Source organism: Prosthecobacter sp., assembly GCF_046154365.1.
Classification (GTDB): Bacteria; Verrucomicrobiota; Verrucomicrobiia; order Verrucomicrobiales; family Verrucomicrobiaceae; genus Prosthecobacter.
Map to the genome: position 1 here is coordinate 26,159 of NZ_JBJXFV010000225.1, position 21,426 is coordinate 47,584.

At 62.6% G+C, this 21,426-nt stretch carries 15 protein-coding genes; 8 read left to right on the plus strand and 7 right to left on the minus strand.

What is annotated here, in order from left to right:
• The first annotated feature begins 7 nt into the window (after positions 1-7).
• From ACKVY0_RS28800 to ACKVY0_RS28810, 3 genes are all read left to right on the plus strand, one after another.
• Positions 8-1,309, plus strand: coding sequence for an autotransporter-associated beta strand repeat-containing protein (locus tag ACKVY0_RS28800; protein ID WP_409218335.1), 1,302 nt, complete (start codon positions 8-10; stop codon positions 1,307-1,309).
• Positions 1,310-1,420: 111 nt separating this feature from the next.
• On the plus strand, positions 1,421-3,115 hold the full coding sequence (locus tag ACKVY0_RS28805; protein ID WP_409218336.1) for a tetratricopeptide repeat protein: 1,695 nt from the start codon (positions 1,421-1,423) through the stop codon (positions 3,113-3,115).
• A gap of 30 nt (positions 3,116-3,145) precedes the next feature.
• Positions 3,146-4,021 (plus strand): NAD(P)-dependent oxidoreductase, encoded by an 876-nt coding sequence (locus ACKVY0_RS28810; RefSeq protein WP_409218337.1) that lies wholly within the window; start codon positions 3,146-3,148, stop codon positions 4,019-4,021.
• A 117-nt stretch (positions 4,022-4,138) separates the two neighbouring features.
• Here the strand turns inward: ACKVY0_RS28810 and ACKVY0_RS28815 are convergent, their stop codons facing one another.
• Entirely contained in the window at positions 4,139-4,894 is a 756-nt protein-coding gene (locus tag ACKVY0_RS28815) for an SDR family NAD(P)-dependent oxidoreductase (protein ID WP_409218338.1), read from the minus strand.
• A gap of 100 nt (positions 4,895-4,994) precedes the next feature.
• Here ACKVY0_RS28815 and ACKVY0_RS28820 point away from each other — a divergent pair, with 100 nt between their 5' ends.
• The 5 genes from ACKVY0_RS28820 to ACKVY0_RS28840 are packed head-to-tail and all read left to right on the plus strand — an operon-like array spanning position 4,995 to position 14,841.
• Positions 4,995-6,359, plus strand: a complete 1,365-nt coding sequence (locus ACKVY0_RS28820; protein WP_409218339.1) for a DUF1501 domain-containing protein — start codon at positions 4,995-4,997, stop codon at positions 6,357-6,359.
• A gap of 4 nt (positions 6,360-6,363) precedes the next feature.
• Positions 6,364-8,808: a serine protease gene (locus ACKVY0_RS28825; RefSeq protein WP_409218340.1), complete on the plus strand. Its 2,445-nt coding sequence runs from the start codon at positions 6,364-6,366 to the stop codon at positions 8,806-8,808.
• 8 nt (positions 8,809-8,816) lie between these two features.
• Positions 8,817-11,270, plus strand: coding sequence for a serine protease (locus ACKVY0_RS28830; RefSeq protein WP_409218341.1), 2,454 nt, complete (start codon positions 8,817-8,819; stop codon positions 11,268-11,270).
• Between the two features lie 11 nt (positions 11,271-11,281).
• Positions 11,282-13,471 carry a DUF1549 domain-containing protein gene (locus ACKVY0_RS28835; RefSeq protein WP_409218342.1) on the plus strand — a complete coding sequence of 730 codons (2,190 nt, stop codon included), beginning with the start codon at positions 11,282-11,284 and terminating at the stop codon, positions 13,469-13,471.
• A 2-nt stretch (positions 13,472-13,473) separates the two neighbouring features.
• Positions 13,474-14,841, plus strand: coding sequence for a c-type cytochrome domain-containing protein (locus ACKVY0_RS28840; RefSeq protein WP_409218343.1), 1,368 nt, complete (start codon positions 13,474-13,476; stop codon positions 14,839-14,841).
• A 54-nt stretch (positions 14,842-14,895) separates the two neighbouring features.
• Here ACKVY0_RS28840 and ACKVY0_RS28845 read toward each other — a convergent pair whose 3' ends face one another.
• The 6 genes from ACKVY0_RS28845 to ACKVY0_RS28870 all read right to left on the minus strand — a co-directional run bounded on the left by ACKVY0_RS28845 (position 14,896) and on the right by ACKVY0_RS28870 (position 21,426).
• Positions 14,896-15,165 carry a hypothetical protein gene (locus tag ACKVY0_RS28845; RefSeq protein WP_409218344.1) on the minus strand — a complete coding sequence of 90 codons (270 nt, stop codon included), beginning with the start codon at positions 15,163-15,165 and terminating at the stop codon, positions 14,896-14,898.
• 423 nt (positions 15,166-15,588) lie between these two features.
• On the minus strand, positions 15,589-16,143 hold the full coding sequence (locus ACKVY0_RS28850; RefSeq protein WP_409218345.1) for a GDYXXLXY domain-containing protein: 555 nt from the start codon (positions 16,141-16,143) through the stop codon (positions 15,589-15,591).
• Positions 16,140-17,471: a DUF2157 domain-containing protein gene (locus ACKVY0_RS28855; protein ID WP_409218346.1), complete on the minus strand. Its 1,332-nt coding sequence runs from the start codon at positions 17,469-17,471 to the stop codon at positions 16,140-16,142. The genes ACKVY0_RS28850 and ACKVY0_RS28855 overlap by 4 nt, the downstream gene beginning before the upstream one ends.
• Before the next feature lie 91 nt (positions 17,472-17,562).
• Entirely contained in the window at positions 17,563-18,519 is a 957-nt protein-coding gene (locus ACKVY0_RS28860) for a hypothetical protein (RefSeq protein ID WP_409218347.1), read from the minus strand.
• Between the two features lie 190 nt (positions 18,520-18,709).
• Positions 18,710-20,374: a sulfatase-like hydrolase/transferase gene (locus ACKVY0_RS28865; protein ID WP_409218348.1), complete on the minus strand. Its 1,665-nt coding sequence runs from the start codon at positions 20,372-20,374 to the stop codon at positions 18,710-18,712.
• The gene (locus ACKVY0_RS28870; protein ID WP_409218349.1) at positions 20,371-21,426 is read right to left on the minus strand and encodes a M48 family metallopeptidase; all 1,056 of its coding nucleotides are present in this window, start codon (positions 21,424-21,426) and stop codon (positions 20,371-20,373) included. Before ACKVY0_RS28870 ends, ACKVY0_RS28865 begins: the two co-directional genes overlap by 4 nt.

The window sequence follows — 21,426 nt, forward strand, 5'->3', positions numbered from 1 at the left end:
TATTCACATGCTGGTCTGTGCTTTGATGCTCGGTGGCATCACCGCACGCGGCGCGGTGATTTACAGCGGCTACCAGGAGATCGCCGTGCCGCTGAATTTCGACGGTGTGTATCTGAACCTCGTCACCGGGTCCACCACGACCACTGAACCTGCCGGCTGGGCCACCGGGCCGTGGATCAACCCTTTCTACGGCGGAGTTTACATCACGAATGAAGCCCTCGTCCGGCCTGTGGTGACAGGAATCGATCAAGCGGTCAATTTGAGCAGTGGAATCATCATCAGCAGTGCCAGCACCTTTGCCACCGGCATGGGCGGCAGTATCACGCATGTCGGTCCGGCCTTGAATCAGTTTCAAATCGGCACGGCGGGCAATTTGGGCTTCCAATTTGAAGCTGCGCCGGGTGGAGCCACGCGCTACGGCTGGATGAACCTCACCGTGAGCAACACAGGCTCCGGCACCATCAACGGCTGGGCTTACGATGACGCCGCAGGAGCCATCGTCGTCGGCAACATCACGCAGAGTGCTCCACTGGCCGGTGCGCAGACCATCACGCTCTCAGCACCGCTCGGCGAATCCTTTACACTCGGCTCCGCACTCACCAACTCTGGCGGAAACATCAACTCGCTCATCAAAACCGGCGCGGGGGCCACCACGCTCAGCGGCGCGCACACCTTCACCGGCGGCACGATGGTCAGCGGCGGCGTTTTGAACGTCACCAACCTCACTGGCTCCGCCACGGGCACCGGTGCGCTCACCATTGATGCAGGAGCCATTCTTTCCGGAACCGGCCGCGTGAATAGCGGCGGCAACAACATCGCCATCAACGGCACGTTGTCAGTCGGTGATGTCACGATGGGTTCCGCCGTCAGCAGCACGCTCGAAATTGGCAGTTCCACTGGCGGGATCACCTTGGGAAGCACGGGCAGCCTGCGCTTCGATCTTTTCAGCGGTGTCGGCGCTGGCAACAACACCAGCACCCTAAACGCCAGCGATCTGCTCATCCTCTACGGCGACATTTCCCTGCTCAGCGGTTCCACGCTCATCATCGGCAACCCGAGCAACATGTCCGCCTGGGCCATCGGTGATCAGTGGCGGCTCTGGGATGTCACCAACGCCGGCACCCGCACCGGCAACTTCGCTCTCGCCAGCATCATCGCCCCGTTGCTCAGCGGGAATGACAAGGCCTGGAACTTTGATTCCAGCTCTGGCATCCTCAGCATTATCGCGCCAGAGCCCGGCCGCATCGCGCTCACGTTCCTGGGCCTCTACGGCCTGCTGCTGCGCCGCCGCCGCCAGCACACACGCTGAATTCCCCGCCCCATGCTCGCTGTCCAGGCCACACACTCTCCGTGTAACGCGCCTCCGGGAGTTCGCGTCCACGCCCTAGTGCGTAAGTGGGCACCTTGGACGGTCGTCACGTTGACACTCATCGTGGCGGTGTTTGCCTGCGTCCATGGCCGGCAGATCAAGCAGAACGTGAAGCGGATCTGGTCGCGCTGGGACGTGCAACGCGCCGCTCCCTTGTTGCAGGATGAGTCCAAGGTGCGGACCGGCACCCAGATACTTCTCCGCGCCCTCCAGCGCACCCCCGACGAGCCAGACGTCATCCGTGCGCTCGCCGTGCTTACCGACAAGGCCGGCATGCCCGCCCATTCCCGTTTCTTTTATGAGCACCTCGCGCGTGGGAATGCCATGACTCCTGAGGACGGGCTGCGCCGCGCAGCCGTGCTCGCCCGTCTCAATGACCGCTCCGGCGCACAGATCGCCCTGCAGCAGTTCGCTAGTGGCGGGAACGAGTCTCCCGGCCTTTGGCGCGCCCAGGCCGAGGTCGCCAGCACGCAAGGGGATCACGCCAGCGCCCAGGATGCGCTCGGCAAAGTCCTCGTCAGCCTCCCGCAGGACCACGCCGCGGCTTTTGACAGCGGCAAGGCGCAGGCATTCTCCCCTGCGGCGGACCGTCAGCAGGCGGGCATCACGCAGCTCCTTGATCTCTTTGAAAAAACCATGCGTGACTACGATCCCACGCTGCGCCTCCAATGCTTCTGGACGCTGTCATCCATGACCATTGCCGATGCCGCGCAGCGCGCCCGTTTCGCCCGGCTCATTGACGCCATGCCGTGGAAAATCCTCGAACGCCGCGTCATGCAGCGCCTGCTCGAGTGTTCTCTCGATGCCACCGGCCACGGCCAGGCGCGGCTGCATGCCTGGCTGCGCGGCACGTTCGCGCAGGAGAAATCCACCGGCGCTGATGAGCGGCTTTCCATCGCCAAAATGCTTCAGCGGCATGGCGAGCACGCCCTGGTGCTGGAATGGATCACCCACGACATCGCCCTGAGGGAAACCGGCCTCTGCACGGCGCGGCTCGACAGCCTCATGATGCTCAAACAATGGCCCCAGGCCGCCCAATTGATCAATCACCCGGCCATGCCGCTGCCACGCGCGCTCCAGGCGATCATGCAGGCGCACCTGGAACTGCTCGCCACGGGCGGCAGATCCTCGCGGTGTGATGTGCTGCTGGCCGGCGCTCTCGCGCAGGCGCGCAAGCAGGGTGCGCAGGGCAGTTTCATCGCTGTCGCCCGCATGGCCGCTGAATTTGGCCGTCATGACACTGCCTGCATCGCCTATGCCGAGGCTTTGAATCCACGCTACCCGGTTGCCCATTTTGCCGTGGACGCATTCATCCAGGAGGCGCGACTCACCGGTGCCTCCGCTGCTGTGGTGCTGCGGCAACTCCTGCGCCGTGCGGAGAGTGAGGCCTGGAATCAGGATCTGCTCCGGCAGATCCGCTATTACCGTGTCCTCTGCGGGCAGAGCGTCGAGGTCGTCGAGGCCGAGGCGCTGGCGCAACGCCGCGACCGGCCGCAGGACACCTACAGCGCCTTTCTCGTCGCCTTCGCGCGCCTACGCCTCGGCCAGACGACAGAGCTGCGGTCCTACCTGCCCTTGCTCACCCAGCCCTGCGCTTGGACGCCTGGTGAGCATGCCGCCCTTCACGCCATCTTCCTGGCCGCCAACGATCAGGCCGCCGCTGCCGCCTTCAAACAGGGCATTCCTGCCAGCACGACTCTCTTTCCGGAGGAATATCGTCTCTGTTCATCCCCAAACGGCAGATAGAATCCCCCCATGACCATGCTATGCATGCGCATGAACCAACCTCTCGCAGGACACAAGATCGGATTCGTCGGACTCGGCAACATGGGTCGGGCCAACGCGCGCCATTTGCACGAGGCAGGAGCCTATGTGGTCGTCTGGAACCGCAGCGCAGCGCCCGCCGAAGCCGCTGTGGCACTCGGAATGCGTCGCGCCGCCAACTTGCCCGATCTCGCTCGCGAAATCGGCCCCGGAGTCATCTGTATCAATCTCACCATGACCGACGTCGTCGAAAAGATCGTCTTCGGCCCCGGCGGCTTGATCGAAGGCCTGCACAAAGATGCCCTCATCATCGACTTCGGCACCACGGGCGTCCCCGAGACCAAAAAATGGGCCGAACGCGTGAACTGGGTCGATGCGCCCGTCTCCGGCGGTCAGGTCGGCGCCGAGGCCGCCACGCTCACCATCATGGCCGGTGGCAGTGACGCGAATTTTCAGCGCGCTTTACCCATCTTCCAGGCCTGCGGCAAAAACATCACCCATCTCGGCCCCAGCGGCAGCGGGCAGGTCACCAAGCTCGCCAATCAGCTCATCGTCGCCCAGACCATCGACGCCGTCGCGCAGGCCCTGCGCCTCGCCGAACTCTCCGGCGTTGATCCAGCCCTCGTCCGCAAAGCCCTTCTCGGCGGCTTCGCCGAAAGCCGCATCCTCGATCTCCATGGAGATCGCATGGTGCGGCGTGACTTTGCGCCCGGTGGCCGCGCCACGCTCCAACTCAAAGACGTGCGCCTCATGTCCCAGCTCGCCGATTCCGTCGGCCTCGATTCACCGACTCTTCGAAACTCGCTCGCCCAGTGGGAGAAGTTTGTGCATGAAAAAGGCTTCGGCGATCTCGATCACAGCGGCTTGTTCCGGCTGTATGAACAGTAGCCGTCATCGCTCCGCGTGACGAGCTGAGCGCTCTCGCCCCAACGGAAGATTCTCGAACAACAAAACGCATCGTTTCGATGAAAGCCCCCAGCTCATCACGCGGAGCGATGATGGCTACTATGAATGCATCACCTGCCCGCCGTCGATGTTGATCGTCTGGCCGGTGATGTTCTTGGCATGATCCGAGGCCAAAAACGTCGCCATCGCGGCATATTCGTCCGGCATCTGCCAGCGGCCGAGGTGAGAGACCTTCTTGATCTTCTCCGCCGCCCAGTCATCAAAGCTCCGGCGCTGATCTTCCGGCAGCTTCTTCTGCCCGGCGGCCCAGATGGACTGATTCAGCTCTGTTTTCACCATGCCGGGTGCGAGTGCGTTCACACGGATGTTGTGCGGGCCGAGATCCTTGGCGGCGCATTGGGTGAAGTTGATCAACGCCGCCTTCGACGCGCTGTAGGGCGGGTCGGTCTGCGATCCCATCTGCCCCGCCACGGAGACTAGAAACAAGATCGAGCCGTTGCCCCGCTCGATGAGCTTTGGCGCAAAGGCGTGCGCCACATTCACGGCTCCGATCAAGTTAATCTCCAGCACGCGAGCCCAATCCGACGGCTCGAGATTCCAAAACGGAAACCCAAACTTCCCTGAACCTGCGCCGACAGAGAAGACAACGTGATCCACGCTATCAAACCCAGCCGCGAAGGCTTTCACGGCCTCAAAGTCCGTCACATCGCCGGTCGTGATGAAATCCGCGCTCTTCTCGCGATCAAAACCGCGCACTGTGCAGCCTTCCGCCACGAACCCGTCCGCAATCGCCCTGCCGATGCCCTTGGCGGCTCCAAACACGGCGACGGACTGGCCTGCGAGATGCAATTTCATCCGGCAGTATGAGGCATGCTTTCGGCGCGTGCAAAGGCCGCATCGTCCGCGAAAAAAAATCGTGATAGAGGCATCCCTCCCGGCTGTAACTCTTTCCCCCATGAAAACACCCGCCCGCACCGGCTGCCCCGGCTTCCAGCAGATGAACCTTCACCGCCGTGAGGCCATGCGCATCGGCTTTTGCGGTGCCTTGGGCCTCAGCCTGTCGGATCTGCTCAAGCATCAGGCCCGCGCAGTGGTGGAGCCGGGATTTTTCAAGGAGGGCAGGGCGAAGAGCATCATCCATCTCAATCTGCCCGGCGGCATGTCGCAGCAGGAGTCGTGGGATCCGAAGCCGGAGGCGCCGACGGAGTATCGCGGGGCCTTTGGCGTGGTGAAGACGAACACGGGGGAAATCTTCAGCGAGAACTTCGTGCGGCTGGCGAAAGTGGCGGACAAAATGACCGTGGTGCGCTCCGTCGTCGGCAAGATCCCGGATCACGGCCAAGCGACGTATCACCTGTTCACCGGCTACACGCCGACCACGGTTATTGATTACCCGCAGATGGGCGCGGTGGTGTCGCATCTGCTTGGCACGCGCAAAGGTCTGCCGCCGTATGTGGCGGTGCCGAGCTTAAACGGCTTCGGCGGCGGCACGGGCTTTCTCAGCAGCAAATACGCGGCGTTCCAGCTCAACGCTGATCCGGGGGCGACGGGCGAGTTCAAGGTCAAGGACTTCAGCATCCCAGCGGGCGTGTCGATGGAGCAGTTCGCGCGTCGCAAGGCCGGACGCGACATCGTGGAGAAGCATCTGCGCGCGCTCGATGCGGACACCGACAAGCTGAACACGATGGATGAGTTCAACCGCAGCGCCTATTCGCTGCTGACCAGCGACGAGGCCCGCCGCGCCTTCTCGCTCGAAGGCGAAACCGACGCCACCCGCGAACTCTACGGCCGCGGCTACAAGCATAAAAACAACCAGCCCACCGCCGTCGGCGAGCGTTTGCTGCTCGCACGGCGCATGGTCGAGGCCGGAGTGCGCTTCGTGACGGTGAACTACGGCTCCTGGGACTCGCACGTCGGCATCAAGGACACCAGCCTCGATCACCTGCCCGCGCTCGATCACGCCGTCAGTGGCCTGATCAACGATCTCGAACAGCGCGGTCTGCTGGACAGCACGCTGGTGATGATCACCAGCGAGTTTGGCCGCACGCCGAAGATCAACAAGGACAACGGCCGCGCTCACTGGGCGCGTGTGTATTCGATGATGCTCGCCGGCGGCGGCGTCACGCGCGGACAGATCTACGGTGCCTCTGATGCCACGGCGGCCGAGCCTGCGCGGGATGAAGTGCTGCTCGAAGACTTCCTGGCCACCGTGTATCACCAGCTCGGCATCGACTCGAATGAAGAGCTGATGGCCTTCGGCGGCACGCGCCCGATCGAGATCATCAAGGACGGCAAGGTCGTCAAAGGCATCATCGCGTAACGTCATGCGAGTTCTTGCCAACATTCTTGGCGCTTTGTGCCTCGCCGGTCCGGTGCTCGCTGGACCGATGGTCCATCACATCGAAGCCGTCACGCCGCGTGCCGGCCAGCGTGGCACCACCCTCGAGGTCACCCTTGAAGGCGCGCATCTCAAAGACCCGCGCGAGATTCTTTTCTACCGCCCAGGCGTCCGCTGCACGGAGATCAAAGCGCTGCCGTCTCTGCCGGAGCCGCGCAGTGGCATTCACGGCGGCTTCACGCAGGACATGGTGCGCTGCCGGTTCGAAATCGCTGCCGACTGTCCGCTCGGCATTCATCCCTTTCGTCTGCGCACCGCCACGGAGTTGACCATGCTCAGCACCTTCGCCGTCACGCCGTACACCATCGTGGATGAGGCTGAGCCAGGCCAGGGGCGCAACGACACGCTCAAAACCGCACTCGACGTGAAGCCCGGCACCAGTGTGCGCGGCAACATCACGAACTCCCAGCTCGCTGACGTCGATCTCTACCGCGTCAGCGCCACAGCAGGCCGGCATCTCTCGGTCGAAGTGAACGCCGTCTGGCTGTCCGAGCGCTACTACGGCGGCGCGGAGTATGACCTCATGGCCCGCATCCTCGATGCCGAGGGCCGCGAACTCGCCCGCAACGACGACAGCGCCCTGCATCTGCAAGACCCCATCGTTTCGACGATCCTGCCGCGCGATGGCGATTACTTCGTCGAGATCAAGCAGCCGGTCTTCAACGGCTCCGCGACCTACCTCGCCCACATCGGCAGTCATTCACGCCCCCTCGCCGTGTATCCCGCTGGCGGTCCGGCTGGCAAAAAACTCTCCGCCACCCTGCTCGGTGATCCTGCTGGCGATCAGACAACGCAAATCGCGTTGCCCGACACCGACGGCGATTTCGATCTCTTCAACGACATGCCCTCGCCGCTGCCCATGCGCGTGAGCCGCTACGAAAATGTGCTCGAAGAGCGCGGCGCGGCCGAAACGCCGGTGAAAACATTGCCCGTCGCTCTCAATGGCATCATCGAGCAGTCCGGTGACGACGACAGCTTCCGCTTCTCGGCGAAAAAAGGCCAGCGCTGGCGCATCCGTGTCTTCGCCCGCACGCTCGGCAGCAATCTCGACCCGCGCATCGCCATCCATCGCGCCGGCAGCGACGACATCGAGATCGAAGGCGACGACGCCACGCTCGAAGAACGCGGTTTCTACGCGATGTCGGCGCAAATTCAGCGCAAGGAGAAGATGGACCCGTCCATCGTGTGGGAACCGAAGGAAGACGGCGATTTCGTGCTCACCATGTCTGATCTGCGCGGCCTTGGCGATGCGCTCTCGGTGTATCGCATCGAGATCGAGCCGGTGCGCGATGAAGTCAGCACCTTCATCGCCGCGCGCGTCATCGATGCCGTCGAATGTCCCCGCCTGACCAGCATCACCGTGCCGCAGGGCAATCGCTGGAACGTCAACATCAACCTCGCCGAAGGGCAGGGGAACCGCTGCAAGGGCGATCTCGAACTCGTCGCCACCGGATTGCCGGAAGGCGTGCGCATGATCGCGCCACGCATCGTCGCCGGCTCGAAACAAGCGCAGGCGCAGTTCATCGCCACTGCGGATGTGAAGCCGCAAGTCGCGCTCATCACGCTGCAATGCCGTGCGGTGGACGGCACGCCGCTCGTCAGCCGCTGCCAGCAGAGTTTTCCCTTTATCAATCGCTCCGGCGGCCATGCGTGGCACACCGTCGTCACGGATCAATATGCGCTCGCCGTCACCGAGGCCGCGCCCTTCAGCTTTGACCTCGTGCAGCCGCAGATTCCGCTCTCACAGCAGAGCGAACTCGCGGTGCAGGTCAAAGTGACGCGCCAGCCCGGTTTCAACGATGCGCTGGAATTTCAATGCGACTGGCTGCCGCCCGGCGTGCAAAGCGAACCCACCGTGACCATTCCCGCAGGCCAGAGCGATGCCATCATGCACCTCACGGCGGACGGCAATGCGAAGCCCGGCGTGTGGCAGCTCGCGGTGACTGCATCGACCACCGGTGGCTCGTATTACCTCGGTGTCGGCCGCATTCGCAGCGCGACCCACTTCATCGATCTCACCATCGCCGAGCCGTATGTCGCGCTGAAGAACCACCCCGCCGCCGTGCGTCGCGGAGCCACCGCGCAGATCGAATGGGAGGTGCAGCACAAGAAGCCCTTCACCGGCGAGGCTGAAGCCATCCTGCTCGGCCTGCCCAAGGGCGTGAGTGTCGTCGGCACGCCCAAACTCAAGGCCGGTGATGCCAAACTGATCTTCGGCATCACCGCCACCAACGAGGCGCTCATGGGCCAATACAAAGAGCTGACCTGCGAACTCGTCGTGAAGGAACGCGGCCAGGAAATCCGCCAGCGCACCGGCAAGGGCATTCTGCGCGTCGATCCTGCACTCAACAGCGTCGCGGCCAAACCGTGAACGGATTCATGCGCACGGCTCTGACCATCGCTGCCATCTTCGGTTTCGCTGTCACGGCGCTGGCGGTGAGCGAGCGGGTGTTTCACATCGAGTTCGTCACGCCGCGCGCAGCACAGCGTGGCACTGCGGTCGATGTCACGCTCGAAGGCGCGATCATCAAGGAGGCACGCGAGGTGTTGTTTTACCGGCCGGGCATCAAGTGTACGAGCACCAAGCCACTGCCGTCGTTGCCAGCACCGCGCAAGATGGGCATGGGCGGTTTCAGCGAAGAAAAAGTGCTGTGTCGCTTCGAGATCGCGGCGGACTGCCCCGTGGGCCTGCATCCGTTCAAGGTGCGCACGCCGACGGAACTGACTTCGCTCAGCACCTTCGCCGTCACCGCAGCGCCGATCATGGAAGAAGGCGAGGGCCAGCGCGATGTGAACGGCAGCCGCGCGACGGCGACACTGGTGAAACCCGGCACCGCCGTGCTCGGCAGTCTCTATGACAAAGGCTCCCAAGTCGCCGACATCGACTGCTACAAGATCAGCGGCAAGGCGGGCATGCGGCTCTCCATCGAGATCGACGCCGTGCGCCTCACCGAGGTCACTTACGGCGGCGCGGAGTTTGATCACATCCTGCGTGTACTCGATGCCGACGGCCGCGAACTCGCGCGTAATGATGACAATGCCCTGCACCTGCAAGACCCGCTGCTCTCCATGCTGCTGCCGCGCGATGGTGAGTACTTCATCGAGATCAAACAACGCATCTACGACAGCCGCACCGGCGATCACTGCTTCTACCTCGCCCACATCGGCACCCACAGCCGTCCGTTGGTCGTTTATCCCGCTGGCGGCCCCGCTGGCAAGCCATTGCAAGCCACGCTGATCGGCGATCCGACGGGCGACATTCGCAAAACCATCGCGCTGCCCGCCAAAGAAGGTGCTTTCGACTTCTACGACGACATGCCATCGCCGCTGCCGATGCGCGTGAGCCGTTATGGCAACGTTCTCGAAGCCGCCACCGATGACACGCCCGTCCCATCACTCCCGGCAGCTCTGAACGGCATCATCGAGCAGCCCGGCGACGCCGACGCCTTCCGCATCACCGCAAAGAAAGGTGAGCGCTGGCGGGTGCGCGTGTTTGCGCGCTCGCTCGGCACGCCGCTCGACCCGCACATCGCCATTCGCCGTGCTGACGCCGATACGCCCGAGATCGAAGGCGATGACGCCACGCTCGATGCGCGCTCGCTTCACGGCATGATGGGCATCTCCGGCGGGTTTCAGTGCAAGGAGCGTCTTGATCCCTCCATCGTGTGGGAACCGAAGCAAGACGGCGATTATGTGCTCACCATCGACGACATGCGCGGACTTGGCGATGCTACCTCCGTCTATCGCATCGAGATCGAGCCAGCAGGTGATGAAGTCGTCACTTACTTCACCGCGCGCGCCTTTGACGACAGCGAATCCACGCGTCTGACCGGACTCACCATCCCGCAGGGCAATCGCTGGTCTGTGAGCGTGCATCTCGCCGAAGGCCAGGGGAACCGCTACGTGGGCGAGATCGAACTCGTGGCCAACAACCTGCCCGATGGCGTGAAGATGATCGCCCCACGCATTCCAGCAAACACGAAGCAGGCGCAGGTTCAGTTCATCGCCGCTGCCGGCGCACCGCCGCAGGTCGCGCTCATCAGCTTGCTTGCCAAGGCCACGGACGGCACGCCATTGCTCAGCAGTTCGCAGCAAGGCTTCTGTTTTCTCAATCACTCGGGCGGGCGGGCCTGGAACAGCGTCGTCGTCGATCAATACGCGCTCGCCGTCACCGATCCCGCGCCGTTCACCATCGACGTGATTCAGCCAGAGATCGCGCTTTCTCAAAACGGCGAACTCGCTCTCGCGGTCAAAATCACCCGTCACGCCGGCTTCAAGCAACCCATCGAATTCCAGTGCGACTGGTTGCCGCCAGGCGTCAACGGCGAATCAACGATCACGGTGCCCGCAGATCAAAGCGAGTCGGTCATGCATCTTCACGCCAACGAGTTCGCCAAACCGGGCGCCTATCAGTTCGCTCTCACCGCATCCACCACGGGTGGCTGGGACTACACCGGCGTGGGTCGCGTCCGCGTGGCTTCCAACATCATCCATCTCAACGTCACTGAACCCTACGTCATGCTCACCCACAAACCCACCGCCGTGCGGCGCGGCGGCACCACGCAGATCGAGTGGACCGTCGAGCACAAAAAACGCTTCGATGGCGAAGCCACCGCGACGCTGCTCGGCCTGCCGAAAGGCGTCACGGTCACCACGCCGCCCAAACTCAAATCCGGCGACAAAACGCTCATCTTTCCCGTCACCGCCACCAACGAAGCCCTGCTCGGCCAATACAAAGAGCTGACCTGCGAACTCATCATCACCGAACGCCAGCAGCAAATCCACCAACGCACCGGCAAAGGCATCCTCCGGGTCGATCCCGCCGCGCAATAAGCTCAGTTGAAATGAAACCCTTCCTCCTCGCCCTCCTGCTCCCTTCCATTCTCCACGCTGATGCTCCGAGCTTTCGTCGTGACGTGATGCCCATTCTCTTCCGCGCCGGCTGCAACGCCGGCACCTGCCACGGCTCCGCACGCGGGAAGGACGGCTTCATGCTCTCGCTGTTCGGCTACGACGCGAAGGGCGACTACTACCGCATCACGCAGGACATGGTCGGCCGCCGCACCAACCTCGCCGCACCGGAGCAAAGCCTGATGCTGCTCAAAGCCACCGGCAAAGTGCCGCACACCGGCGGCGAGCGCTTCACGCCGGACACGCCTTATTATAAGACACTGCTCGCCTGGATCGCCGCCGGAGCGCCTGATGATGCCGAATCCGTTCCTTCGCCCGTGGAGATCACCTTGTCGCCCGATCGCATGGTCTTCGATGGTGGCAAAGGCACGCAGCAGATCCAGGTCACCGCGCGTTACTCCGACGGCTCGAAGCGCGATGTCACCGACCTCGCCCTCTTCGTCACCAACAACCCCAGCACCGCCAAGATCAGCAAGACCGGCCTCGTCACGGCTGGTGGTCGCGGCGACACGTTTGTCTTCGCCCGCTTCAACCGTTTCACCATCGGCTCCGAAGTCATCGTGCTGCCTGCGGACAAAAGTTATCAATGGACGAGTCCCCCCGCGCATAACGACCTCGACACTGTCGTCTATGACCGCCTGCAAAAGCTGCGTCTGCTGCCTTCGGAGCTGTGCGATGACGAAACCTTCCTGCGCCGCGCCACCATCGACCTCGCCGGCACATTGCCGAGCGTCGATGAATATCGCGCGTTCATGGCGGACACCGCGAAGGACAAGCGCACGGCCTTGATCGACCGCCTCATCGCCAGCGAAGGCTTCACCGACTTGTGGACGAATCTGTGGGCCGAAATGTTGCGCGTCAAAGGCGGCGGCTACACGCCCACCGCGACGGACACGAAGGCCGCCGAGGCTTACTTCGACTGGATCCATGACCAGATGGCAAAGAACCGCCCGCTCAATGAATTCATCGCCGAGCAGGTCACTGGCACTGGCAGCAACCTCACCAACGGCCCCGCCAATCTTTACACCATGCTCGTGCATGACGTGCGCTTCACGCCGAAGAACTTCGCCGCCGACTTCTCGCAGCTCTTCACCGGCGTGCGCATCCAGTGCGCTGAGTGTCACAACCATCCCTTCGACCGCTGGACGCAGGACGACTACTACGGCTGGGTCAGCTTCTTCACCGGCATCCAGCGCAAGCTCGGCGTGGAACCGCGCGAGTTCTACATCTACAACAACCTCTCCGCCGCTCCGGCCAAGCATGTCGTCGATGACCGCCCCATGTCCGCCACCGTGCTCGGCGGCGAAGCGCCCGTGCCCAAAGGCACCGATCCGCGCAAAGCTCTCGCCGCCTGGCTCACCTCGCCGAAGAACGATCTTTTCACCCACAACCTCGCCAACCGCATCTGGGCGCACTTCATGGGTCGCGGTCTTGTCGAACCGCTCGATGACATGCGCATCAGCAACCCGCCATCGAACAAGGCGCTGCTCGATGCCCTCGCCGCCCGACTCGCCAGCAACGGCTTCAACCTCCGCGCCCTCGTCCGCGACATCTGCACCTCGCGCATCTACCAGCTCACCGCCCGGCCGAACACCACCAACGCCAGCGACGACCGCCAGTTCTCACGCTCGCAATTGCGCCGCATGCGTGCCGATGTGCTGCTCGATGCCATCGTCAAAGCCACCAGCGGCGAGCGCAGTTTCGGCTACTTCGCCAAAGGCATCAAAGCCGTCCAATTTTATCCACGCACGCCCGGCGACACCGTCCGTCCCTTCGTCGGTGATCCCTTCCTGGAGACCTTTGGCCGCTCACCCCGCGCCACCGTCTGCGCCTGCGACACCAAGATGGAGCCGACGCTGTCACAAACGCTCCACTTCATCGCCGGCGACACCATCTCCGGCCAGATCGGCGCTGGTGGAGTCGTGCCCAAACTCCTCGCCGCGATCACACCGCCTGAAAGGATCATCGAAAACCTCTACATCCGCGCCCTGTCACGCCAGCCGGACGCGGCTGAGTTGAAGGCGCTGCTGGAGCTGGTCGGCAGCAACACCCGCGACCGCAAGGCCTACGAAGACATTTTCTGGAGCCTGCTCAACTCGACGGAGTTCCTTTTCAATCATTGATCATGCGCCCCCTACTCCTCCTGCCACTGCTGATCACCACCGCATCAGCCGCCGATGCCGTCATCACCTACGACGAGCACATCAAGCCCATCTTCCGTGAGCATTGCCTCAAATGTCATGGCGAAGACGAACAGAAGGCCGATCTGAACCTCGCCAACTTCACCGCCGTGCTCAAAGGCGGCAGCGGTGACAAAGCCGTCGTCGCGGGCCGTGCGAGCACGAGTTTGTTGTTCAAAGCCATCACCGCCGAAGACGACGCCGAGCGCATGCCGCCCAAAAAAGCCGCGATCCCCGCACCGCAGATCGAACTCATCCGCCAGTGGATTCAAGGCGGCCTGCGCGAATCTTCCGCGAGCAAATCCCTCGTCGCCGCTCGCGATACCAGCTTCAAAGCCGCCACCGCACTCAACTTCGACGGTCCGCCGCCGATGCCGGAATCGTTGCCCGCCTTCACACCGCCGCAGTTGAAGCGCCCGTTGCCCGTGATCGCCATGGCCGCGAGTCCGCGCGCGCCGTTGATCGCCGTCGCCGGTCATGAGCATGTGCGCTTGCTCGATGCCACGACGCAGCAGGAAATCGGCGCACTGCCATTCCCCGAAGGCCAGCCGAACGTCATCCGCTTCAGTCGCGATGGCCGTGTGCTCATGGTGGCCGGCGGCAAGCCCGTGCAGTCCGGCAGCGTCGTGCTCTTCGAGGTGAAAAGCGGCAAACGCCTCACCAGCGTCGGCGATGAAACCGACGCCGTGATCTCCGCAGACCTCAGCCCCGATCAAAAACTCATCGCGCTCGGCGGCTCCGGCAAGATCGTCAAAGTCTATGGCACCGACGATGGCAAGCTGCGCCACAAGCTCACCAAGCACACCGACTGGATCACCGCGCTCGCGTTCAGCCCCGATGGCAAATCGCTCGCCAGCGCCGACCGCGCCGGTGGCATTCATCTCTGGGACGGCACCAGCGGCGGCATCCTGCTCACGCTGGCTGAACACAAAGCCGCCGTGCGCGCCCTCGCCTGGCGCAGCGACAGCCACATGCTCGCCAGCGGCGGCGAAGACGGCCTGCTCATCTGGTGGGACACCACCGACGGCTGGCCCGCCATCACCAACACCAACGCGCATCCACCCGTCCGACCCGCCGGTTACTACGGCAAGCTGCCAAACGGTGTGCTCGCCCTCGCCTTCGGGCCGCAGGGCGAACTCCTCAGCGCTGGTCGTGACAAACAGGTCCGCCTGTGGGCCGCCGATGGCCGCGCCCTGAAATCTTTTGCCTCAGAGACCGCCTTACCGCTGCAAACCAGCATCACCTTTGATGGCAAAGGGCTGTTTGCCGGCGATGCAGCCGGTGCGGTGCGTTTCTGGACGACCGCGAATTGACCTTGGCAAATCGGTGGGTGTGATCAAGCAAGGGGCCTTCACGGCCCCTCCTCGTCATTTCCAGGAGGTCTGCTGCCTAGCAGTCGCGGCTGGCTGATAACTTTGCGTCGTTACCGCTTTAGTGGCGCGATAGTAGCCACTGTCGCCCCACTCGTACGGATCATCAAACGTGCCGTACATGGCGTAATTGTCCGTGGGCATGGGCCAAATGGCGTAACCAGCGCCGTAACCGCCGCCGTGGCCGCCATAGCTGTCGGAACCGTAGGTGGTAAGGTTGTAGCCGTTGCGAACCACATGACCAGTAGTGTGGGTGCAGGAGGACATGGACAGGGCGGCAAGGACCGGGAGAAAGAACAGGGAACGGGCGAGTTTCATTGAGGTGGCGTTGATGAGGTGCAGGAACGTTTTTTTTGGTTTTTTTAAATGATGGGCCGCGCCGGAGAAAAAAGCAATTCGATAAAATCTGTCAGAGCACAGAAGTCGGTGAGTTCCCTCCTCCTTTGGGAATACGGATGGGACAGGCGAGACGTCCGGTTCGATCGCCGCCAAACTTTAAGGAGACGCTAATTAAAGCGTGGTTTACCAAATGCGCCTCAAGCCGCGCTCAGCAGACACTTCTTGGCGATGGCCGGATTCGCCCGAGCAAAGAGCACCGCAGGGTGCGCCATGATCTTCTTGATCCCGCGATAGCGCACCTAGCGATGCTTGCAGACGTTCTTCACGACGTGGAACGGCTGTTCCTCTTTCTCACTTCACGCGTTCCTTGAGGATCTCGCGGAACGGTTTGCCGTCGAGGCTGAGATCAGCCAGCACGGCGCGGCCGTTGAGCACGCGCACTTCGGCAATGATGCCTTTGGCGCTGCGGATGTTCTCGGCGAACCATTTGTCGGCCTCGGGGGCGAGTTTTTCGTTGATGTAGAAGCGCTCGAAGGGCCAGTCGATGCTGGTCGTCTTGTTGTCGTAGCTGTAGCCAGCCTTCACGCGGATGTAGTCGCCTGTGGCCGGAGGTGTGAGAGACAGGCTGGTGATCGTTGCCAGGCCATCGGCACCGGTGGTGAGCGTCGCAAACACATGCAGGCCTCGCTCCACCTTCATCCCTTCAGGCAAGCTGGCGTCGCGTTGTTCCGGCCGCACGGCGAGAAAACGACCGCGCAGCGGGTCGTAGGGGTCCGGGGCGGTGCATTTGAGCTTGATGAGCGTGCCTTTGGCGAGCGTCTGCTCGTGCGTCCAGATTTGAGACAAAGGCGCGGCCCACTGCGCGAGCGCGGCGAGGGCGAAGATGATGAAGGGAAGCGTTTTCATGGTTGGGCGAGGGTTGGGCGGCGATGAATGCGGCTCATGACGATGTTGAAGGCCAGGAAGGCCACGCCGACGGCGATGAAGGCGAGTCCTTTGGCGAGCAGCGAGAAATGGCTGTCCGCCATGCGGGCGATGATGAGCACGGAGAGCAATGACGCGCCGAGACGCGGTGCGCCGAGCCTGCCAGTGAAGTCGAGCACGATGAGCGTGATGCCGATGATGGAAAGATGCAGCGTGAAGACCCAGGACAGCAGCGTGCTGTAATGAAGGTCCTTGCCTTGCACGAACGGGAACGCGATGAGCGGCAGCAGCGCCACGGAGGCAATTGAGAGCACGGCCCAGCGGCGACGCCGCACGGCCAGCAGCACGAACACCGCCAGCGCGGCCAGCAAGCCCCAGCACCACGGCAGCTTCATGGCATGGGTCATGCCTTCCAGGATGTCATCGCTCATGTCGCGGAACGTGGCGGCCACACCATACCCCAGCAGCCAGAGCGAGCCGAGCACCACCTGCGGCTTGCGCCCTGTGGATTCGGTGATGCCGGCTTGATTGAGTGGAAACAGGGCCAGAACGGCGGCGGTAAGCGTCCACAACCAAAGGACGGCCTCGAAATCAAAGCGGAGATAAGTTCCCGTTCGTTCGGTCACGAACACCGCCGCGCTTGCCAGTCCCATGATGGCGCTGATCGTCATGAACCAGCGCACGGTGGCTGACAAGGGCGCCTTGCGCGGCCATCCCGGCCACCAGGGCAGCAGACCGAGCAGCAGCAGCGGATAAATCAGCGGGCTGTCATGCCACGGCTTGCCATGCTCCACTTGGTTGATGCTCCACACCGCGATGGCGATGAGATAAAAGATCGCCACGGCATGCGAGCGCAGTACCCAGACGAGCGGTAGGCTCAGCAGCATCCACCAGAACAGGAAATCCGGCCATTCGCCGCCGAGATTGTAGATCTGTGAGACAAGGGCGATGCATGCACCGGTGGCGAGTGCTTGCAACAACGCGGCGGTTTCACGCACCCAGGCTGCGGAGGCATCGCCACGTTGCAGCACGCGGAAGCTGATGAGCTGCGTCGCCAGCAGTGGCAGGAACGCGAACAGCAGCCGTACGGGGCGCGAGAAGTCATCCCAGTTGTAGCCGATCACCGCGATCAAGCCGGTGCCGATGAGCAGTGCGCCGAGCGATCCCATCACGATCTGCGCCAGTCCTGGCTGCGAGGCATCGATGGCATTGCGCTCGCGCAAGGTGCGTGCCGCGTCGGCGGTGAGGAGTCCATCACGTTCCCACTGCGGGAGTTGTTCGAGGAGCCAGCGCTGGTGGGAGGTGTTCATGGGAGAGGAAGGAGTGGGGCGAGTTTGCGCGAGGCGAAGGTGAGTGACGAATTGATTTACTCGATGGGTGGATTGAGGGAGGCGATGTGGGTCAGGAAACCGGGGCAGGCGAACGCACGATGATCAAACTCAGCAGCAGGCCGAGAACAGCACCAAGGAAACCGCCGCCGAGAGCACCGATGGCAATGGGCAGCTTCCAGTCTTCGACGGTCTCGCTCGCGACCGTCGCACGTTCCTGGATGGCGACGTAGTCCGAGTTCGAGTTAAAGACAGACTGAAACTGCTCTAACTTTTCGAACATTTTCTCGTAGGCGGCTTTTGCCGAGGCATATCTCTCACTGGCCGCTCGATATTCCGCCGCCGCCGTCTCGTAGCGCGGCAACTCGGCTTCGATGGTTTGGATTTCTTGTTCGATGGTAGCGAGCTTCGCTTCCAGAGGCGTTCGAGCAGTATCAGTTGCCGCCATGGGCCTGAGTTCGAGACGCAGGTCGTCCCGCTGATCTCGCAGTCTGGCTAGGCGGGCGACAAGCCGCTCATGCTCTGCCTTGGCACCCAAAGACTCTGCTTTGGACCGGGCTTTTTCCAAGGTCGCAAACGCCTCCTCCATGACCTTTTGCTTTTTGACGACTTCCTGAAGAAACTGTTGGAGCCCCCTGCCCTGGGACTGTTCACGAACGCTTTGCCGGAAGGCAGTGAACTCATCAAGCAAGGCGTCAAGGAAGACCTTGGTGTATTTGGGTTCGGTGCCGGTGGCGAGGATGTTGAAAATGGCGCTGCCCTTGGTTTGGGCGACCCGGATTCCCACATCGGCGTCTTTGAGTTCAGGATGCAATGCTCTCACGCGTTCCAACGCACGACGTTTCATTTCGGCGGATTCGAGCGTCTCGATGATCGTGCCATAAAAATCCATCTGGGACTCGCGCCAGCGCATATGGATGTCCTCTGTTATGTTCCCGCCACCAGCCACCACTTTTGCCATGGAACGAAACTCTTGCGGTCGGCCGGTGATGCGCCGGGCTTGAACACAAACGCCGACACTGGCCGCCAAAACGGCACAGACGAAAATGATGATGACGCGAGGAAGGATGCGTGAGGTGCCCATGGGCGGTATTTCGCCAGAATCGCACAGCCGTGGCAAGGCATTTCGCGGCGCGGCGGCCTGGTAGATTCGACTGGCAGTCGAATCAGCGCGTCCCGGAGGCTTCGATTGCCAATCGAAGCTACGGGAGTTGCCACCCTCACTTCTTGCCACTCTTCACGAACTCCTCGCGACTCAGCGTGCCGTTGCCGTCGGCATCGAATTTGGGAAAGCGTTTCGGCGCTTCATCGGGGTCAGGTTGGTTGAGGAGGAATTCCTCCTTGGTGAGCTGACCGTCTTGGTTCTTGTCGCGCTGGTCGAACATCGCCCCGCGATCTTGAACGGGCTTCATGGCCTCGGCTTGTTTCGGGTCGGGCTTGTTGGCGATCTGCGGTTTCGCTTCGGGATGTTGTGAGAGGAGCTTGCGCAAGCTGGCAACAACTTCGGGTTGTGAGGCGGCGAGGTTCTTGGTTTCGGCAGGATCGGCTTCGTAATCGTAGAGTTCGAGAATCGCGGTTTCAGGTGCCTCGCCGGGCTTTTTCCATTCCACGAGGCGATGACGCTGCGTGCGCACGGCGCGGCCGATCAATCCGGTGCGCGGATAGACGTGGATGGCGTGATCACGGACTGTGGTGGCTGGATTTTTCAGCACGCTGGCGAAGCTGCGGCCATCGCCCTGCGGCGGAGCGGGCAGGTTCGTGAGTTCGGCGAGCGTGGGGTAGATGTCGCAGGATTCGACGAGCGCCTGCGTGCGCTGGCCTCCCGCGATGCCGGGTGCAGCGACGATGAGCGGGATGCGCGCGGCCTGCTCGTAGTTCGTGTGCTTGCACCACATGCCGTGGTCGCCGAGATGCCAGCCGTGGTCGCCCCAGAGGACGATGATCGTGTTTTCAGCGAGGCCGTTCGCGTCGAGCGCATCGAGCACCTTGCCGAGCTGTGCGTCCATGTAGCTGGTGGCGGCGTGGTAGCCGTGGATGAGGTGGCGGGTCTGCTCATCGGTGAGCGGGCCGGATTCCGGCATGTCCTTGTATTGGCGCAGCTCGCCCCAGGTCGTCGGGGCGAATTCAGGCGCACCTTCGGGCGCTTGTTTTAGCTCTGGCAGCTTGAAGGACGCGGGATCGTAGAGGTCCCAGTATTTCTTCGGTGCGACGAAGGGCAGATGCGGCTTCAAAAAGCCCACGGCCAGGAAGAATGGCGCGTCGGGCTGTTGTTTCGCGGCGGCGAGACGTTTGATCGCTTCGTCGGCAATCGCGCCATCACCATACGCGTTGTCAGGAACGTCGGCGGACTCCGCAGGCGCGCCGCGTGGCAGCTTCCAGGCTTCGGTTTTGTTTTCAAACAAGGCCTGCTCGCGCGTCGAGGTCGGCGGGTTGTTCTCTTTGAGCGCGTAGCTGATCGTCTTCGGGCTGAAATGCGGCACGCTCCACGAGGCCTCGTCGTTCACGTTGCCATGGCCGACGTGGAAGATTTTGCCGAGGCCCTCGGCACGATAACCATTTGCTTTGAAGTGCTGCGGCAACGTCACGGCATCCGGGGCGCTTTTGCGGAAATTCGTCGGTAGATCGTAAATCCCCAGTGTCTGCGGTCGCAAGCCGGTGAGCAGCGCATTTCGCGACGGCGAACAAACAGCCTGATTGCAAAACGCCTTCTCAAACAGCACGCCCCGTGCGGCGAGGCGGTCGATGTTCGGCGATTTCACGACCTTGTCGCCGTAGCAGCCGAGCAGCGGTTTCAAGTCATCAACACAGATGAGCAGGACGTTGGGTTTGGCGGCGGCGAAGAGTGAAGGGCAAAGAGCGAAGAGGAGAAATGCAAAGCGCTTCATGGAGTGGGAGCGGGAACGGGAGCCGGGTGCGTCTTTTCGTAGTCCGCCAGCACCTGCACGCGTTTTTCGGTGAGCGGGTGGGAGGAGAGGGCCTCGCCGGCATCGCCGAGATGGGAGTGCTCGGGGTCGATGCGCTGGAGGATGTCGGCCAGCGGCTTGGTGCCCCAACCAACCTTGATCATGTACTCGGCGGCGCCGAGGTCGGCCTCCTGCTCGAAGCCGCGTGAGTAGCCGCTTTCGGCGAGCATGGCGGGCAGGGCGGAGCCCATGCCGGCGACGGTGGAGATGTCGCCGGTCATGAGGGTCCAGATGAGGAAGACGGCGGAGTTTTGCAGCACACTGCGCAGGCCGTGCTGCTCACGCACATGCACGATCTCGTGGGCGAGGACGCCATAGACCTCTTTGTCGTCTTTGGCTTCTTCAATCAGTTCGTCGGTGATGCAGACCAGTCCATCAGGCAAGGCAAAGGCGTTGGGGAAGGGGGCGGCGAAGAATTCCAGGCGATAGTTCCGCTGATTCCCTGGGTCCATCACGGCTGCCATGGTTTGAAACTGCTGCTCGATTTTCTGGCGGCGCTCGGTGGAGAGCTTGCTGGATTCAAAGTCGAACAAGCGGGTGAAAATGGTGCGGGCCTGATCGGTGGCGACGGCACCGATCTTGGGTGGCAGACGCATGGCGATGCGCTTAGCGGCGAAGGGCAGCCCCCAGATGTAACCGACGGCCATGAAGGCCAGCAGGAACAGCACGGCGGCACCGACCCAGCGCCAGCGTGACTCCAGGCCATGCACGAAATGCATGCCGGTGCGGTGACCGCGACTGTGCTCCCACTTGGCCAGGGCGGTGACATCGGTGATCTCCAGCCGTGCGCCATCGGGCAGGGTGAAATGGCGGGCCATGCGCCCCAAGGGGTCGGAGAGCGTACAGGCGCGCACTTGTTCCACCCGGTTGAACTCCGGCGACTCGATGTGGAGCGTGCCATCAGCCTCCAGCCGCACGCTGACCTCGATCGCGTGCGAGGACGAGGCTGCGTAATAGGTGCCGGAGAGTGTCAC

Excerpts from the sequence above, each read along its gene's own strand:
- ACKVY0_RS28800 (WP_409218335.1), top strand. The coding sequence starts at position 8 with ATGCTGGTCTGTGCTTTGATGCTCGGTGGCATCACCGCACGCGGCGCG.
- ACKVY0_RS28810 (WP_409218337.1), top strand. The coding sequence starts at position 3,146 with ATGAACCAACCTCTCGCAGGACACAAGATCGGATTCGTCGGACTCGGC.
- ACKVY0_RS28815 (WP_409218338.1), bottom strand. The coding sequence starts at position 4,894 with ATGAAATTGCATCTCGCAGGCCAGTCCGTCGCCGTGTTTGGAGCCGCC.
- ACKVY0_RS28820 (WP_409218339.1), top strand. The coding sequence starts at position 4,995 with ATGAAAACACCCGCCCGCACCGGCTGCCCCGGCTTCCAGCAGATGAAC.
- ACKVY0_RS28825 (WP_409218340.1), top strand. The coding sequence starts at position 6,364 with ATGCGAGTTCTTGCCAACATTCTTGGCGCTTTGTGCCTCGCCGGTCCG.
- ACKVY0_RS28830 (WP_409218341.1), top strand. The coding sequence starts at position 8,817 with ATGCGCACGGCTCTGACCATCGCTGCCATCTTCGGTTTCGCTGTCACG.
- ACKVY0_RS28835 (WP_409218342.1), top strand. The coding sequence starts at position 11,282 with ATGAAACCCTTCCTCCTCGCCCTCCTGCTCCCTTCCATTCTCCACGCT.
- ACKVY0_RS28840 (WP_409218343.1), top strand. The coding sequence starts at position 13,474 with ATGCGCCCCCTACTCCTCCTGCCACTGCTGATCACCACCGCATCAGCC.
- ACKVY0_RS28845 (WP_409218344.1), bottom strand. The coding sequence starts at position 15,165 with ATGTCCTCCTGCACCCACACTACTGGTCATGTGGTTCGCAACGGCTAC.
- ACKVY0_RS28850 (WP_409218345.1), bottom strand. The coding sequence starts at position 16,143 with ATGAAAACGCTTCCCTTCATCATCTTCGCCCTCGCCGCGCTCGCGCAG.
- ACKVY0_RS28855 (WP_409218346.1), bottom strand. The coding sequence starts at position 17,471 with ATGAACACCTCCCACCAGCGCTGGCTCCTCGAACAACTCCCGCAGTGG.
- ACKVY0_RS28865 (WP_409218348.1), bottom strand. The coding sequence starts at position 20,374 with ATGAAGCGCTTTGCATTTCTCCTCTTCGCTCTTTGCCCTTCACTCTTC.